Consider the following 15,844-nt stretch of genomic DNA (forward strand, 5'->3'; position numbering starts at 1 on the left):
CCTTCTGATGTCCGTGGTCGATCGACAGGAATGGGACGTCGTAGTGGTGGGCGCCGGTGGCGCCGGGCTGCGCGCCGCCATCGAGGCACGCGAGCGTGGCGCCCGTACGGCGGTGATCTGCAAGTCGCTGTTCGGCAAGGCGCACACGGTGATGGCCGAGGGCGGGATCGCCGCCGCCATGGGCAACGTCAACTCGGGTGACAACTGGCAGGTCCACTTCCGGGACACCATGCGCGGCGGCAAGTTCCTCAACCAGTGGCGGATGGCGGAGCTGCACGCGCAGGAAGCACCGGACCGGGTCTGGGAGTTGGAGACCTGGGGTGCCCTCTTCGACCGTACGCGCGACGGCCGGATCTCCCAGCGCAACTTCGGCGGCCACGAGTACCCGCGTCTCGCGCACGTCGGCGACCGCACGGGCCTGGAGCTCATCCGCACCCTGCAGCAGAAGATCGTCTCCCTCCAGCAGCAGGACAAGAAGGAGACCGGCGACTACGAGTCCCGGCTGAAGGTCTTCCAGGAGTGCACGGTCACCCGGGTGTTGAAGACTGTGCCTGACAGCGGCTCCGCCGCGGGCGACCGGGTCTCCGGTGTCTTCGCCTACGAGCGCGAAACGGGCCGGTTCTTCGTCCTCGAAGCCCCTTCCGTCGTCATCGCGACCGGCGGGATCGGCAAGTCGTTCAAGGTGACGTCGAACTCGTGGGAGTACACGGGTGACGGCCACGCGCTGGCGCTGCTCGCCGGAGCGCCCCTGCTGAACATGGAGTTCGTGCAGTTCCACCCGACGGGCATGGTCTGGCCCCCGTCGGTCAAAGGCATCCTCGTCACGGAATCGGTCCGCGGCGACGGCGGGGTGCTGCGCAACTCCGACGGAAAACGCTTCATGTTCGACTACATCCCGGACGTCTTCAAGGAGAAGTACGCCCAGTCGGAGGCCGAGGGCGACCGCTGGTACGACGACCCCGACCACAACCGCCGGCCCCCCGAACTGCTCCCCCGGGACGAGGTGGCCCGCGCCATCAACTCCGAGGTCAAGGCGGGCCGCGGCTCCCCGCACGGCGGTGTCTTCCTGGACGTCTCGACGCGGATGCCGGCGGAGGTGATCCGGCGCCGACTGCCCTCCATGTACCACCAGTTCAAGGAGCTGGCGGATGTCGACATCACCGCCGAGGCGATGGAGGTCGGGCCCACCTGCCACTACGTGATGGGTGGTATCGCGGTCGAGTCGGACACCGCCGCCGCCCGCGGGGTGCCCGGGCTGTTCGCGGCCGGTGAGGTCGCGGGCGGGATGCACGGGTCCAACCGGCTCGGCGGCAACTCCCTCTCCGACCTGCTGGTGTTCGGCCGCCGGGCGGGCCTGCACGCGGCCGAGTACGCGCTATCGGCCGCCGACCGCCCACCCGTGGACGAGGACCAGATCGACACGGCGGCGGCGGAGGCCCTGCGCCCCTTCTCGGCGGAGGGCCCGGCGCCGGGCGAGCACGACGGACGCACACCGGAGAACCCGTACACCCTCCACCAGGAGCTCCAGCAGACCATGAACGACCTGGTCGGCATCATCCGCCGCGAGGGCGAGATGGAGCAGGCGCTGGAGAAGCTGGCCGAGCTGCGGGTACGGGCCCACCGCGCCGGTGTCGAGGGGCACCGCCAGTTCAACCCGGGCTGGCATCTCGCCCTCGATCTGCGGAACATGCTGCTGGTCAGCGAATGCGTGGCCCTGGCGGCACTGGAGCGCACCGAGTCGCGCGGCGGCCACACCCGTGAGGACCATCCGACGATGGACCGTGAGTGGCGCAACGTGAATCTGCTGTGCCAACTCTCCGATCCCGCCGCCGGGCTGGCGGGCACGGACCAGGTGAACGGCCTGATCGCCCTCACCCGCGAGACCACCGACCCCGTCCGCCCCGACCTGCTCGCCCTCTTCGAGAAAGAGGAGCTGGTCAAGTACCTCACCGACGAGGAGCTGTACGAGTGAGCAGCAGCGTGAGCAGCAGCTACGAGGCCCGCTTCAAGGTGTGGCGCGGTGATGTGAAGGGCGGCGGGCTCAAGGACTTCGCGGTCGAGGTGAACGACGGCGAGGTCGTCCTCGACATCATCCACCGGCTCCAGGCGACCCAGGCGCCCGACCTCGCCGTCCGCTGGAACTGCAAGGCGGGCAAGTGCGGTTCGTGCTCGGCGGAGATCAACGGACGTCCCCGGCTGCTGTGCATGACCCGGATGTCGGTGTTCACCCGCGAGGAGACGATCACGGTGACTCCCCTGCGGGCCTTCCCCGTGGTCCGGGATCTCGTCACCGACGTCGGGTTCAACTACGCGAAGGCCCGCGAGGTGCCGTCCTTCGTGCCGCCGGACGGTGTGGGCCCCGGGGAGTACCGGATGATGCAGGAGGACGTGGACCGGTCGCAGGAGTTCCGCAAGTGCATCGAGTGCTTCCTGTGCCAGGACACCTGCCATGTGGTCCGCGACCATGAGGAGAACAAGCCCGCGTTCGCCGGCCCACGCTTCCTGATGCGCGTCGCGGAACTCGACATGCACCCGTTGGACGCGGCGGCGGAATCCGGCCTGGACCGCAAGCGCACCGCCCAGGAGGACCACGGCCTCGGCTACTGCAACATCACCAAGTGCTGCAGCGAGGTGTGCCCGGAGGGCATCCACATCACGGACAACGCCCTGATCCCCCTGAAGGAAAGGGCGGTCGACCGCAAGTACGACCCGCTGGTGTGGCTGGGCTCGAAGATCAGGAGACGGTCGGGGAGTTCATGAGTTCCGGGGGCCATGAGCTCCCGCGTCGAAGTAGTGGGGGCCGGTACGGGGGCGAGGGCGCGAGTGCGCTCCTTGCGGGTCGTGCCGGTCACCCTTCGAGTCGCTCCCGCGTGGACAGCGGCTGGAACCAGGCGCCCGCGATCGTCAGCAGCAGGCCGGTCATGGTGACGCCGATACCGGTCCCGGTGCATCCCCGCCCCCCTTCGAACACGCCTGCGGGGAGCTTGCCCATTTCTCCTCTCCCGCCACCCCTGCCCCACCCCGGTCGCGCACCCGCGATCACCCCCATACGCTCACAAATGTGACGCCCTCACTTACCAGGGGCAGGCCGCGACGAGCCGCCTCCCACATACCCGTGCGCCTGGCGCACACCGCGCTGGGCGGGGTGATCGGGGTGATGTGGCTGGTGCTGCCCGGGGCGACCGCGGACCACGAGAGGTACGAGGTTCCCGTCTCGGCGGTCGGCAGCGCACCGGCGGGGTCCGACGGCTCCGATGCCGCGGCGCCGGAGGAGGAGTCCTCCACCGGCGATCTGGTCCTGCCCCTCGCGGTGGCGGGCACGGCGATCGCGGTGGCCGCGTACGGCTATGCCCGCCGCAGACGCCGAGCCAGGACCCGTACGACTCCCACCGCCCTGCCTCCTGCCGCGCGGCCCACGGCGCCCGAACTCGACCGGCAGGCCCGCAAGTCGCTGGTCGCGGCCGACGACTGTGTACGCACCAGCCGTGAGGAACTCGGCTTCGTGGAGGGGCTGCTCGGCGCCGAGGCGGTCGCGCCGTTCACGGAGGCCGTGCGCTACGCCGAGGCCGAACTGTCGGCAGCCTTCCAACTGCGTCAGGCGTACGACGACAACCCGACGGACGCCTCCCGGAGCACCCTCGACGAGATCGTCGCCCGGTGTGTGGACGCGGGGCGGCGACTGGACGCGGAGGCCGCGGGCTTCGACCGGCTGCGCGCCCTGGAACAGGACCTGACCGGCGCGCTCGGACACGCCGAGGTGCGCTTCCGGGAACTGACCGTCCGTACGGGGGCCGCCGGGGCCACCCTCGCCGACCTCGGTGAGCTGTACGCGCCCGCCGCCTCCTTCGCCGTCTCGGGCCAGGTCGAACAGGCGAAGGACCGGCTGGTGTTCGCCACGACCGGGCTCAACCGGGCCCGTCAGTCCGCCGACCTGGGCGAACCGGACAGGGCCGTGCTGCATCTGCGCGCCGCCGAGGGCGCGATCGCCCAGGCCGAGGTGTTCGTGGACGGCGTCGACCGTCTCGTGTCCGCACTGGCCGCCGCCGCACAGGCGGTTCCGGACGCGCTGGACGAGGTGGAGGCCGCGGCCGTGGAGGCGCGGGAGCGAGTTGCCGAGGGGACGGGGACGGGGGTGCCCGTAGGCGCGCTGGAGGGGCATGTCCGTCACGCCCGGGCCGCCCTGGCCGCCGTACGGGAGGAGGCCGCCGCCGGGCCCTACGACCCCCTGGAGGCCCTGCGCCGGGTCGCTGCGGTGTCCGCGCCCCTCGGGACGGTGCCCGGTGCCGTGCGGCTGGTGGCCCGCTGTGCCGCCGACGCCGCGGACGGTTTCGTGGGCACGCACCGGGGCGCGGTGGGCGCCGAGGCCCGGACCCGGCTGGCCGAGGCACGCCGGCTGCTGGACCAGGACCCGGCGGAGGCCGACGCCTTCGCGCTGCGGGCCCGCGAACTGGCCGAGCGGGACGTGCGCGCGCACGGGAACCCGTACGGCGGACGGCCCGAGCACACGAACGGGGTCGCAGGGGCGGTCCTCGGCGGGATCCTGCTCGGCGATCTGCCGGACGCGGAGGCCGAGGCGCTGACCGGCGGCGCGCCGGGTTCCTTCGGCGGCCCGGCAACGCGGGCTCGGCGAGGCGTCGCGCCCTGAAGGGGCGCGGGGCTGTGTCGATATGCGGCTCCGCCGCGTGGGCGCGACCGCCCACGACGGACCCGCAGCCGCACGACGACCCACCGAGGCAGGACGGCGGGCGCTCACCTAGGGCCTCCCGGTCAGCGCACCGTAAGAACTCTCCGTGAACTCCGTAAGTACGCGTCTGTCCGTCAGAACAGACTCAGCAGCGCCTCCGCCGGGTCCGCGAGGACCGTTCCCGCGTCCGGCAGGGGGAGCTCGAACCACACCGTCTTGCCGCGCGGGGTCCGGCGGGAGCCCCAGGCGGCGCTGAGCAGGCCGACCAGCTGGAGGCCGCGTCCGCCCTCGTCGGTGTCGCGGGCGCGGCGGCGGCGCGGCTGGACGAGGCCCGCGTCCCACACCTCGCACACCAGCATGCGGTCGAGGAGGAGCCGGAGCCGGATCTCGCCCTCGCCGTAGCGCAGGGCGTTGGTGACCAGCTCGCTGACCAGCAACTCCGTGGTGTCGATGAGGGGTTCGAGGCCCCAGGCGGTGAGCTGGGTGCGGGTGTACTCGCGGGCCCGGCCCACACTGCGCGGCTCGCGCGGCAGGGTCCAGTCGCCGACGGAATCGGCGGGCAGCCCCTGGACACGGGCCATCAGCAGGGCGATGTCGTCCTCGCCGTGGTGGGTGTCGAGGGTGCTGAGGACGTGGTCGCAGACGTCCTCCAGCTGCTGGGAAGGGTCGCGGAGGGCGCCGACGAACGCCTGGAGGCCCTCGTCGAGGGGGTGGTCGCGGGATTCGACCAGTCCATCCGTGTAGAGCGCCAACAGCGAACCTTCGGGTAGTTCGACCTCGACCTCCTCGAAGGGCTCGCCGCCGACACCGAGCGGCATGCCCGGCGGCACGTCGAGCATCAGCGCGTCCTCGCCGGGTTCGACGAGCACGGGCGGCAGATGGCCTGCGTTGGCGAAGGTGCACCTGCGGGTCACCGAGTCGTAGACCGCGTAGATACAGGTCGCGAGGTACACCTCGGAGAGGTCGGCGTCGCGGGGCTGGCGGGCGGCGCGGGTGGCCTGCTGGACGCCGCCGGGGGTACCGAGGCCGCGCGCGATCTCGTCCAACGCGGAGAGGACCTCGGCCGGTTCGAGGTCGAGAAGCGCCAGGGTGCGGACGGCGGTACGGAGTTCACCCATGGCGACGGCGGCGCGCAGCCCCCGTCCCATCACGTCGCCGACCACCAGCGCGGTGCGGTTGCCGGGGAGTTCGATGACGTCGAACCAGTCACCGCCGACCTCGGTGGCCGCGTTGCCGGGCAGATAGCGGCAGGCGATGTCGAGACCGGAGGCCTCCGGGTCGCCCGGGGGCAGCAGGGAGCGCTGGAGGATCAGCGCCCGCTCGTGCTCACGCCGGTACAGCCGGGCGTTGTCGATACAGACGGCGGCCCGCGCGGCCAACTCCCAGGCCAGCGACCGGTCCCGCTCCCCGAACGGCTCGCTGCCCTTCGTACGGGAGAACTGTGCGAGGCCGACGACGGTGTCGTGGGCGACCATCGGGACGGCCAGCGTGGACTGGATGGCGCCGTTGTCCTCGGCGGGGACGAACTGCGCTCGGGCGGTGCGCAGGGCGTCCGCGCAGGGCGAGTTGAACGGGAAGTGGTGCACCGCGCCGACGCTCACCGGCTCCTGGCCACCGGCGAAGGGCGCGTCGGAGACGGCGCTCGCGAACGCGACGCGGCGGAGCTCGGCACTGCCGTCGGCGAGCCCCGGCGGGGTCTCGTCGCCGGCCAGCAGCCCCTGGTAGAGGTCGACGGTCGCGAGGTCGCAGAAACCGGGGACGACGACGTCGAGGAGTTCGCGCGCTGTGGTTTCCAGGTCCAGGGAGTTCCCGATGCGGGAGCCGGCCTCGTTCAGAAGGGCGAGATTGCGCCGTGCGGCGGCGGCCTCGCGGGCGGCGGCGCGGCGGGCGGTGATGTCGAGGGCGAGCCAGGCGACGCCGATGGGGCGGCCGGTGCCGCTGTGCACGCGGTACAGGTTGACCGACCAGTGCCGGCGCTCGTCGGAGCCGGGGACGAAGCCGGTGATGTGCATGTCCGTTATCGAGTCACCGGTCTCCAGAACCCGGCGCAGCGTCGCCGAGACCCGCTCGGCCTCGGGAGAGCGCAGGTAGTCGTACACACCGCGGCCCCGGTGGTCGTCGACATCGCCGCCGTAGATCGAGGCGAAGCGCTGGTTGGCGCGCCGGACGCGGAGCTCGGTGTCGATCAGCAGGAAGCCGAACGGAGATTGTCCGAAAATCGCCTGCGAGGCGGCGAGGTCGGTCTCCATCTGCCTCAGCGTCCGGACATCGACGACGATGCAGACGGCGGCCCTCTCGCCCTCCTCCGTCCGCGTCGGCATCACATAGACCTCGGCGAGCCCCTCCCGGCGGCCCTCCTCGCCCGGTTCGGGCTCGCGGACGCGGAACGGGACGACACCGGTCCACTCCCGGCCGTCGAGGATCTCCGCCATCTTCCGCTGGCCGCGCTCACGCAGATCGGGGTCGATGAAGGCCTCGATGGGGTCCATGCCCACGGCCCGCGCGGCGGGGATGCCGAAGATCTTCTCGGCGCGCAGGCTCCACTGGTCGACCAGCCCGTCGGGGCCGATGGAGAAGGACGCCACCTTGATGTAGTCGTAGATCGAGCCGGGAGGGCTGCTCTGCCACATGGGGTCACCTGTCACATCACGCGCGCGGTCCTGCGCGGTGTCACGTGTCGTGTCGTGCACCGGATCGCCCATGGTGTCACGCGTGGTTTCACGTGTCGCATCGCGTATCGCGTCACCGCCGACGGGGCCCCCGGCGCCCCACGCACGGCGTGACGCACCGGTCGCGGCAGCACCCGCGTCCGCCGCACTCGCGCCGCCCGACGGGTCCTTGGACTCCGTGGCCTTCGCTGGTATCTCGCTCACGCGAACCGTCCCCTCCAGCTCACCGCGTCCGGCACCGGTCACCGGGGGCGGCTGCCCGCAGTATCCAGCACTACGGCGCCCCACAACACGGTGTTCACGATCACGGGACAATCCCGATGCTTTTCGGACCGGCCCGCGACCACACTCCCAGTCTTCTAACCAGGGGACCACCGGTCGAACCACTATTGACGACAACTGCCAGTGGCCTGAACCACACGGCAGACGGAGGGGGAGCGGGCGTACCACCGCCGTGCACCCCGGCGCGCGGTTCGTGATGGCCGGGACACCGGGTTCCCCGCCCGGTCGGGTCTCATCCCGGTACCGGCAGTTCGAACCACACCGTCTTGCCCGCGTCGGCGGAGCGGGTTCCCCAGCGGCTGGACGAGTGGGCCACCAGCTGGAGGCCCCGGCCGCCCTCCTCCTCGGGGCCGGCGGCGCGCTCGCGGGGTGGGTCGGGCAGCGGGTCGGAGACCTCGACCAGGAGCGTGGCCACACTCCCGGCGGGTCGCACCAGCCGTACCCCGATGGGGCCCGTGGCATGTCTGAGGGAGTTGGTCACCAACTCGCTGACCAGCAGCGCGGCGATTTCCCCGAGGGTGTCGAGCCCCCAGTCGCGGAGTTGGCCGCGGACGACCGTGCGGGCTCCGCGGACGGCGCCGGGCTCCGCGGGAAAACTCCACTCGGCACAGTCGCCTTCGGTGTCGATCACGCCGATCACTTCCCAGCCAGCGACCCACCCATGTCCGGTTTCGTGGGGTTAATGGGCACATACCCGGTATTCAGCGCCGATTACCGCCTCCAAGGGCGCACTGTGGCACGAACGGCGTAGGGGGCGCGCACACCAGGCGCCCCACAGGCCCCACGAGCCGCTCGTCAAGTCGGCCATCGCGCCGCTCGTCGAGCCGCGAGGGTCACCCCAGCCGGGCTGCCGCTTCCCGTACCGCCGGCACGTCCTGATCCAGCCAGTCCACGTCCCAGATCTCGGCCGGGGCCAGCCAGCGCAGTTCGTCGTGATCCTGGAGCGGCTCGGGCTCGGCCGAGCCGGCCGGGAGCCGCGCGGTCCAGACGCGCAGGACGTACGGCGCCTTCAGGGGCCACTCCCCGGGGATGCGCTCATCGGGTTCCGCGTCGACGCCCAGTTCCTCGCGCAGTTCGCGCACGAGAGCGGCCTCCGGCGCCTCACCCGGTTCGACCTTGCCGCCGGGCAGCTCCCAGCGGCCTGCCAGCTCGGGGGGCGCGCTGCGGCGGGCGGCGAGGAGGCGTCCGTCGCGCAGCAGGGCGGCTCCCACGACCACGACCCGCCCCTCGACCGCGCGCTCCGGCGCTGCCGCCGGCTCCGTCCGTTCCGTCCGTTCCGTCATGGGCCGGAGCCTACGGGAGCCTGGATCACCGGTCCCATGTCACCCGGTTCGCGGGATCACCTGGTTCCGCCCGGCCCGTTCTACCCGATCCGCTCGACCCAGTAGAGCTGCTTGTGGCCGCGGTCGTCGAGGCTGTCGGCGATCTTCTGCGCCTCCGCACGGGTCGCGTACCGGCCCACGCGGTAGCGATTGCCGTTGTCGTCCTGCCGTATGACAAGCCAGGGAAGAGTGATCGTCCCGTCGGTCATGGAGCCCCTCCACTTCCCGCCCCCGGCTTGCGCCGCGCCCCGCCCGCCAAGGAAACCGCAATCCGCATATGCCCGAGCCTACGCCTAACCTTTACGCAGCGAACACGACTTTTCACAAAGAGGTACGCCAACCGGCCAGCGGTGAGGGGCGCGCGACGTCGAACGCGCCGCCGAAAGTGCACGGTGCGTCCGGTCAGCGGCCCGCCACGCCCCTCAGGGCGACCTGCGAGAACGGCCAGAATCCAACGGCCCGGCGGGCAGCGGCGGTTGGCGGGGCAGCGGTGAAGGGGGGAGCGTTCGGGAGGCCAACCGCCCCTGGACGTGCGCTGCTTCACCAGGTCCGGGGCGGCGGGGGCTACTTCACCGGCAGGTGGTACGCCACCTGGTAGCGGTCCGCCGGGATCACGACGTCGGCCGTCTCGACCGGACGCCCCGAGGCGTAGTACGTACGCTGCACGACGATCACCACATGCCCGGGGACACCGCCCAGGGCCTGCAGTTCCTCGGCGAGGCCGGGGCGGGCGCCGACCTCCTCCGTGACGTTGTCCACGATCACGTCGATGGCCGCCATGCGCTCGACGACACCCATCCCGCCGAGCGGGCCCTCCTCGGGCAGCATCACCGGCGTACGGCCGGTGACGGCGAGGGGCTCCCAGGAGGTGGAGAGCATCATCACCTCGCCGGCGTCCCGGAAGACGTACTTCGTGCGCATCACGCGATCGCCGGGCTGGAGGGAGAGCCGCTCCGCGACGGCGCCGCTCGCCCCGGTCTGCGCGCTGCTGGACTCCCAGGTGCCGCGCGCCTCCGCGTCGGACTGCTCCTGACGGAACGGCGTCGCGCCGCCTTCCGGACGGAAGCCGGAGCGGGCGATCCTGCGCGGCACGGGCCGCTCACGCACATACGTGCCCGACCCCGAGCGGCCCTCGACGAGGCCCTCCGCCATGAGCACCTTGCGCGCCTCCAGCGCGACCGTGTCCGAGACGCCGTACTCCTCCCGGATCCTGGCCTGGGAGGGGAGGCGGGTGTGCGGTGGCAGTGAACCGTCGACGATCTTGTTGCGTAGATCACCCGCGACACGCAGGTAGGCCGGCTGTTCACCGAATGTCACGGACCGCTCCCATCAGGTTGTACAGACAGCGACAGCCTGGCAACCATGGGTTGCGACATGCAAGCAAAGGCCAGAGAATCACTCGATGTGATGACTTGGGTCGTCGGGGGGCATGGCGCGCTCAGGACAGCGGGCAGGGGCGCAGGCGCGACGCAGGCAGGTTCTCCCCGTTCCGGCAGCCGTCACACCTCGGCGATCAGACCTCGATGCCGGTGTCCCCCTCGCCACCGCCTCCGTCGCCTCCGCCGCTGCCGCCCTCCGGATCGTACGAGGGCGGGGTCGTCGCGAGCCCCAGGGCCTTGCGCGGGGTGACCGTACGCTCCGCGTCGAGCAGCGCGTTGCCGGTGTCGTAGTGGTCGTAGAAGGTGTCGACGTCGGTGGACTCGGCGGCCTTCGCCCACTCCTCGCGCGCGCTGCGCAGGTTCTTCACGAGGTCCGCGACGCTGGGCGAGGCGGCAGGGGCGAACCGGTGTTCGGTGAGCAGGCGCGTCTGCTCGTCGAGCGCGACCGTCACCCGCCGCGCCCATGCCCTGTATCCCGGCAGGTCGTCGTCGACGTACGCGTCGTCGGGCGCCGTGTCCATCGCCGCGTTGAGGACGTGGGCCGCCTTCAGGTACGCGAGCTGGTCGGCGTCGAGCGTCGTCTCGTCCTTGCGCAGCGAGCCGGTGAGGGTGCCGTCCGGGTCGACGCTGCCGAAGACACAGGTGACCTCACGGTCGCCGAGGCGCCAGCTCTGGCTGGTCGGGGTGAGGTAGTAGACGTCGGCCTCGTCCGGCAGGGCCCAGGCGTCCATCGCGTACCGGTCCTCAAGGGCGTAGCACTTGTCGTCGGCGACCTCGGTGACGCGGTCGTCGCCCGGGTAGGCACCGGCCGGCAGCTTGAAGCTCGCGAACACCTCGCCGTCGTGCGCGCCGGCGCAGGGCACGGGGTCGACGTCGTAGGTGAAGCCCTCCAGGGAGCCGTCCGGGGCGTTGAAACAGTCGCCCTTGACGAGGGAGAAGGTGCTGTTGTTCTCCTTGGCGGCGTCCTTGAAGCCGTCCCAGGCGTCGGACAGCCCGTTGGTGCCGAGCAGCAGGGCCCAGAGCGCGAGACCGACGGTCGACAGCACGGATCCGGCGATCGCCATGCCCTTCCCGCGCTCCCCCTTCTTCCGGATCTGCACGAGTGCGGCGACCCCGAGGACCAGGCCGAGGCCGGGCAGGAAGCAGAGGACGCCGAGCACGAGGGAGGCGATGGCGACGCCGTTGACGGGGGCCGGGCGGTTGTACGGGGAGTAGCCCTGGGGCCAGGAGGCGTAGGGGCCCTGGGGGTAGGGCTGGGGATGGCCCTGGTACGAGGGGTACGGCGGCTGCGGCTGGTCGGGTCCGGGGGGCGGGGGTATGGCCACGAGTGCCGGGCTCCTCGTCGGGTGATGTGAACTGGCGTGCGACTTGGCGCATGGTAGGGCTTTCCTCTCCCCCGCCGCCCCTACCCGTCCCATCCTGTCCCTGGGGCCTGCGCCCCCAGACCCCCGCTGTCGGCCCTGAAGGGGCCTCGTCCCCAAACGCCGGACGGGCTGAAATGCCCGGGCCTGGGCTGTAGGGACGGGGGGCGGGTGGGCGGGCGGGTGGGAAACCCCGTACGCCAATACTCTGCGTACATGAGCCCACTGCCGGACTGTTACTGCCCGACGGACGGCACCCGCGTCCCCGGAGGCACCCTCGTCTGGTGCTGCCCTCTCTGCCGAGGCCCGCTGGACCTCGACTTCGCACCCACCCCGGCGCCCCTCAAATCCCTCACCGGCAGGGTCAACTCCCTGTGGCGCTACGCGGAGACGCTCCCCCTCTCCGGCCCCGCCACCAGCCTCGGCGAGGGCCGCACCCCCCTTGTGGAACTGCGTGACGGCATCTCGGCGAAGCTCGACTTCCTGATGCCGACCCTCTCCTTCAAGGACCGGGGCGCGGTGCTCCTGGCCGAACTGGCCCGCCGGCTGGACTCCGGTCAGGTGGTCGCCGACAGCAGTGGCAACGCGGGTACGGCGATCGCCGCGTACTGCGCCCGCGCCCGGCTGCCCTGCACGGTGTACGTCCCCGAGGGCACCTCCGCGAAGAAGCTGGAGCAGATCCGGGCGCACGGGGCGAGCGTGCGGGTGATCGACGGGGACCGGGAAGCCGCGGCGGCAGCGGCCCGCGAGGCGGCGGACGCCCCGGGCACGTTCTACGCCTCCCACGTCTACAACCCGTACTTCCTGCACGGCACGAAGACATACGTCCACGAGCTGTGGGAGGACATGGGAGGCCGCCTCCCGGACATCGTCGTCGTACCGGTCGGCAACGGCACCCTGCTGCTGGGCGCGGCCCTCGCTGTCGCCGAACTGCACTCGGCGGGGCTCATCGACCGGCGGCCCGCCCTGTACGCCGTCCAGTCGGCCGCGGTCGCCCCGCTGGCGCACGCCTGGGCAGAGGGCGCCTCCGACCTGACCGGTCTCGCCCCGCCCCCGGCGTCGCCCACCCTCGCCGAGGGCATCGCGATCCCCCACCCGCCCCGGGCCCGCCAGATCCTGCGCGCGGTACGCGACTCGGGCGGCACGTTCCTGACGGTGACGGAGGATCAGATCCGGCACGCGCAACGGGACTTGGCGTCCCAGGGGCTGTACGTGGAGTCGACCGGGGTGGCCTGCTGGGCGGCGGTACGGGAGGGAGCGCTCGGGGCGCGATCAGCGGTGGTGCCGTTGTGCGGGGCGGGACTCAAGACAGGCCTGGCGCCGCCGGTCTGACGTCGGGCCCGATACCCGGCCCGACGTCCGGCTCGCCACGTCAGCCGCCGTCGAACCCCGTCGCCCGCGCGCGCTTCTCCCAGCCGACGACATCTCCCCGTACCTGCTCGAGATGGCCGAGTACGCCGGTGACCGCGTCGTCGCCCAGGGGCAGGCGCAGCGGTGTGTCCTGGGCGTCGAGGGCCGCGAGGATCAGGGCCGCGGCCTTCGCCGGGTCGCCGCTCTGGGCGCCGTCGCTCTCGGCGACCATCCGGCGGGAAGCGCCGACCGTGCGGACGTAGACGCCGAGGTCCCGGCTGGCGCCTGCGCGGCCCTTGTCGAACAGCTCGGTCCTGAAGGCACCCGGTTCGACGATCAGCACCTTGATCCCGAACTGCCGGACCTCCGCCGCGAGCGCCTCGGACATGCCCTCCAGCGCGAACTTCGTCGCGCTGTACGCCCCGAAGCCCGGCGCGGAGATCTGCCCGCCCACGCTGCTCATCTGCACGATCGCGCCCGAGCCACGCTGCCGCATGTGCGGCAGCACGGCCCGTACGAGCGCGGCGGGCCCGAACACGTGCAGGTCGAACAGGTCACGCAGTTCGGCGTCGGTGGTCTCCTCAACGGCACCGACGTGGGTACGCCCCGCGTTGTTGACGAGCACGTCGATCCGCCCGTGCCACGCGACGACGTCCTCCACGGCGGTCCTGACCGCGGCCTGGTCGGTGACGTCCAGGCGCAGTGCCTGGACCTGTTTGGGGTGGGCGGCCACAAAGCCGTCCAGCGCGCCCGTCCGTCGTGCGGCGCCGATGACCACGTCTCCCGCCGCGACCGCCGCCTCGGCGACGGCGCGCCCGAAGCCACTGCTCGCACCGGTGATGAACCAGACCCTGCTCATGAGGTCAGCCCTCCCGTAGTCCACTGTCCGCTCACTGCGCCAACCCGCTCAGATGCTCCGGCAGCAGCCTAGACGGACAGTGGCATCCACCGGGGGCCCACACCTCCGCCCGGCCGAAACGGGCCCCGTCCGGCTTCAGTCCTCGCCCCTGACGACGTTCCCCTCGGGCCCTCGCCAGGTCTCCCCCGCGTCCCCGTCGAACGTCGCCCGCACACAGGTGCGTACACCGCGTCCGCGCAGCCGGCGAGCCCTCGCCCAACCCGTCTCGGCCCTGCGGACAGTGGTCCTCGTCTTCCTCGCTTCGGCACTCACGGTGCTTCATCTTCCTTCCGCGTCCGGCCCGTTGAGGGATCCTCATCGATCTTCTGACACCGGTTCGCCCGGTTGCGTCTCCGGGTCCCCGTACCGGTCGGTGGGAAACATGCCCGCCTCGCCGCGCACCTCAGGCGTCGGCTCCGACGGCCTGGCTCTCCGATCGGGCGCCCAGCAACTGGCGGCGGGCGACTGTCAGGGCGGCGCCGATGTCACGGGTGCCGGTGGCGACGCACAGGGTGTAGGAGACGTCGTTCAGCCGATGGAGCAGCTGTGCGTTGTCCTCCTGGTCGTGCCGGGTCCGCAGGATTTCGTACTGCTCCAGCAGGTCGGCGAGGACGGTGGGGTGGGCCATCAGCATGAGAGCTCTCCCTTGAGGAGTGACAGCGACGGGGGGTGCTGCGGGAGGGCTCCGGTCGAAGCGCACCCGAGACAGGCCGTTCGGCGGACGCTCCCGCAGTGGGCCTGTGATCCCAAGCACCTGCGAACCAGGTGCCCCGGCTCCCACCGCTCAAACAGGCCCTCGGCAGACCAGGTGCTGTCACCACGCACCCGGCCGTGGTGTCGTCGTGAGCCCGGATCCGGCCGTGTGGATCACGCCGACGGGGGCACTCCGAGAAGTGGCTCGACACCCCGCGGAAACCTCAGAGAGTGGTGCCGCCACCGCGCCGCACCCCACCGATCCACGACCGAGGAGCAGCAGCCGTGCCTGAGAATCCCGTTGACAAGCACCCCCGACCCGACTTCCCGGAGCAGGACCAGCAGCATCCTGGATGGACCGGCCCGATGGACCCGCCGCCCGACCACGGCGAGGACTCCTACGAAGGCAGCGGTCTCCTCCGCGACCGCAAGGCGCTGGTGACCGGCGGCGATTCCGGCATCGGCCGTGCCGTGGCCCTCGCCTATGCCCGCGAGGGCGCCGACGTGCTGTTCACCTATCTGCCGGAGGAGGAACAGGACGCCGCCGAGACCGCGCGCCTCGTCGAGGAGGCGGGCCGCAAGGCCGTCGCCGCGGTCTGTGACATCCGCGAGGAGGAGCAGTGCCGTCGGCTGGTGCAGCGCGCCGTCGACGAGTTCGGCCGGATCGACATCCTCGTCAACAACGCCGCCTACCAGATGTCCCAGCCGGACGGGATCGCGGCGATCTCCACGGAGCAGTTCGACCGGGTGGTGCGCACGAACCTGTACGGCATGTTCTGGCTCTCCAAGATGGCCCTGCCGCACATGCCCTCGGGGGGTTCCATCATCAACACGACGTCCGTGCAGGCGTACAAGCCGAGCCCGCATCTGCTCGACTACGCGATGACGAAGGGCGCCATCGTGACCTTCACGCAGGGGCTCGCGCAGATGGTGGCCGCCGACGGCATCCGCGTCAACGCCGTCGCACCCGGCCCGGTATGGACTCCGCTGATCCCGGCGACGCTCCCGGACACCGCCGAGTTCGGCAAGCAGTCACCGCTCGGGCGGCCCGCGCAGCCGGCCGAGATGGCGCCGGCCTTCGTCTTCCTCGCCTCACCGCGGGCGAGTTTCATCACCGCGGAGATCCTCAACGCCACGGGCGGCATTCCTCTCCCGTGAGCGACAAGTGGGAGACGGGGAAGAGGAAGAGCTGAGGAAGGGGCGGGA

15 protein-coding genes are annotated in these 15,844 nt (G+C 71.6%); 5 read left to right on the top strand and 10 right to left on the bottom strand.

The window, feature by feature from the left end; translation table 11 throughout:
• The first annotated feature begins 7 nt into the window (after positions 1–7).
• Both IEY89_RS11055 and IEY89_RS11060 read left to right on the top strand, forming a co-directional pair.
• A complete protein-coding gene (locus tag IEY89_RS11055; protein WP_189147147.1) occupies positions 8–1,972 on the top strand; it encodes a fumarate reductase/succinate dehydrogenase flavoprotein subunit in 1,965 nt (654 codons plus the stop codon).
• Positions 1,969–2,760, top strand: a complete 792-nt coding sequence (locus IEY89_RS11060; RefSeq protein WP_189147148.1) for a succinate dehydrogenase/fumarate reductase iron-sulfur subunit — start codon at positions 1,969–1,971, stop codon at positions 2,758–2,760. The genes IEY89_RS11055 and IEY89_RS11060 overlap by 4 nt, the downstream gene beginning before the upstream one ends.
• Positions 2,761–2,848: 88 nt before the next feature.
• Here IEY89_RS11060 and IEY89_RS11065 read toward each other — a convergent pair whose 3' ends face one another.
• Positions 2,849–2,992, bottom strand: coding sequence for a hypothetical protein (locus IEY89_RS11065; protein ID WP_189147149.1), 144 nt, complete (start codon positions 2,990–2,992; stop codon positions 2,849–2,851).
• A gap of 69 nt (positions 2,993–3,061) precedes the next feature.
• On the opposite strand from IEY89_RS11065, the gene IEY89_RS11070 reads away from it, so the two are divergent.
• The gene (locus tag IEY89_RS11070) at positions 3,062–4,645 is read left to right on the top strand and encodes a hypothetical protein (protein WP_189147150.1); all 1,584 of its coding nucleotides are present in this window, start codon (positions 3,062–3,064) and stop codon (positions 4,643–4,645) included.
• Positions 4,646–4,818: 173 nt separating this feature from the next.
• Here IEY89_RS11070 and IEY89_RS11075 read toward each other — a convergent pair whose 3' ends face one another.
• The 6 genes from IEY89_RS11075 to IEY89_RS11100 all read right to left on the bottom strand — a co-directional run bounded on the left by IEY89_RS11075 (position 4,819) and on the right by IEY89_RS11100 (position 11,661).
• Entirely contained in the window at positions 4,819–7,557 is a 2,739-nt protein-coding gene (locus tag IEY89_RS11075; RefSeq protein ID WP_189147151.1) for a SpoIIE family protein phosphatase, read from the bottom strand.
• Positions 7,558–7,867: 310 nt separating this feature from the next.
• Positions 7,868–8,275 carry an ATP-binding protein gene (locus tag IEY89_RS11080; RefSeq protein WP_189147152.1) on the bottom strand — a complete coding sequence of 136 codons (408 nt, stop codon included), beginning with the start codon at positions 8,273–8,275 and terminating at the stop codon, positions 7,868–7,870.
• Positions 8,276–8,468: 193 nt separating this feature from the next.
• On the bottom strand, positions 8,469–8,918 hold the full coding sequence (locus IEY89_RS11085) for a (deoxy)nucleoside triphosphate pyrophosphohydrolase (RefSeq protein ID WP_189147153.1): 450 nt from the start codon (positions 8,916–8,918) through the stop codon (positions 8,469–8,471).
• 80 nt (positions 8,919–8,998) lie between these two features.
• The gene (locus IEY89_RS11090; protein WP_189147154.1) at positions 8,999–9,166 is read right to left on the bottom strand and encodes an SPOR domain-containing protein; all 168 of its coding nucleotides are present in this window, start codon (positions 9,164–9,166) and stop codon (positions 8,999–9,001) included.
• Between the two features lie 355 nt (positions 9,167–9,521).
• Entirely contained in the window at positions 9,522–10,274 is a 753-nt protein-coding gene (locus tag IEY89_RS11095; RefSeq protein ID WP_189147155.1) for a GntR family transcriptional regulator, read from the bottom strand.
• A 196-nt stretch (positions 10,275–10,470) separates the two neighbouring features.
• Positions 10,471–11,661, bottom strand: coding sequence for a DUF4190 domain-containing protein (locus IEY89_RS11100; RefSeq protein WP_189147156.1), 1,191 nt, complete (start codon positions 11,659–11,661; stop codon positions 10,471–10,473).
• 252 nt (positions 11,662–11,913) lie between these two features.
• Here IEY89_RS11100 and IEY89_RS11105 point away from each other — a divergent pair, with 252 nt between their 5' ends.
• The gene (locus IEY89_RS11105) at positions 11,914–13,029 is read left to right on the top strand and encodes a threonine synthase (protein ID WP_189147157.1); all 1,116 of its coding nucleotides are present in this window, start codon (positions 11,914–11,916) and stop codon (positions 13,027–13,029) included.
• A 40-nt stretch (positions 13,030–13,069) separates the two neighbouring features.
• Here IEY89_RS11105 and IEY89_RS11110 read toward each other — a convergent pair whose 3' ends face one another.
• From IEY89_RS11110 to IEY89_RS11120, 3 genes are all read right to left on the bottom strand, one after another.
• Positions 13,070–13,906: an oxidoreductase gene (locus tag IEY89_RS11110; RefSeq protein ID WP_189147158.1), complete on the bottom strand. Its 837-nt coding sequence runs from the start codon at positions 13,904–13,906 to the stop codon at positions 13,070–13,072.
• A 135-nt stretch (positions 13,907–14,041) separates the two neighbouring features.
• Positions 14,042–14,218: a hypothetical protein gene (locus IEY89_RS11115; RefSeq protein WP_189147159.1), complete on the bottom strand. Its 177-nt coding sequence runs from the start codon at positions 14,216–14,218 to the stop codon at positions 14,042–14,044.
• A gap of 130 nt (positions 14,219–14,348) precedes the next feature.
• The gene (locus tag IEY89_RS11120) at positions 14,349–14,579 is read right to left on the bottom strand and encodes a DUF5133 domain-containing protein (protein WP_189147160.1); all 231 of its coding nucleotides are present in this window, start codon (positions 14,577–14,579) and stop codon (positions 14,349–14,351) included.
• Positions 14,580–14,923: 344 nt separating this feature from the next.
• Here IEY89_RS11120 and IEY89_RS11125 point away from each other — a divergent pair, with 344 nt between their 5' ends.
• Positions 14,924–15,796, top strand: coding sequence for an SDR family oxidoreductase (locus IEY89_RS11125; RefSeq protein WP_189147161.1), 873 nt, complete (start codon positions 14,924–14,926; stop codon positions 15,794–15,796).
• Positions 15,797–15,844: the final 48 nt, after the last annotated feature.

Source organism: Streptomyces lacrimifluminis (assembly GCF_014646095.1).
Lineage (GTDB): Bacteria > Actinomycetota > Actinomycetes > Streptomycetales > Streptomycetaceae > Streptomyces > Streptomyces lacrimifluminis.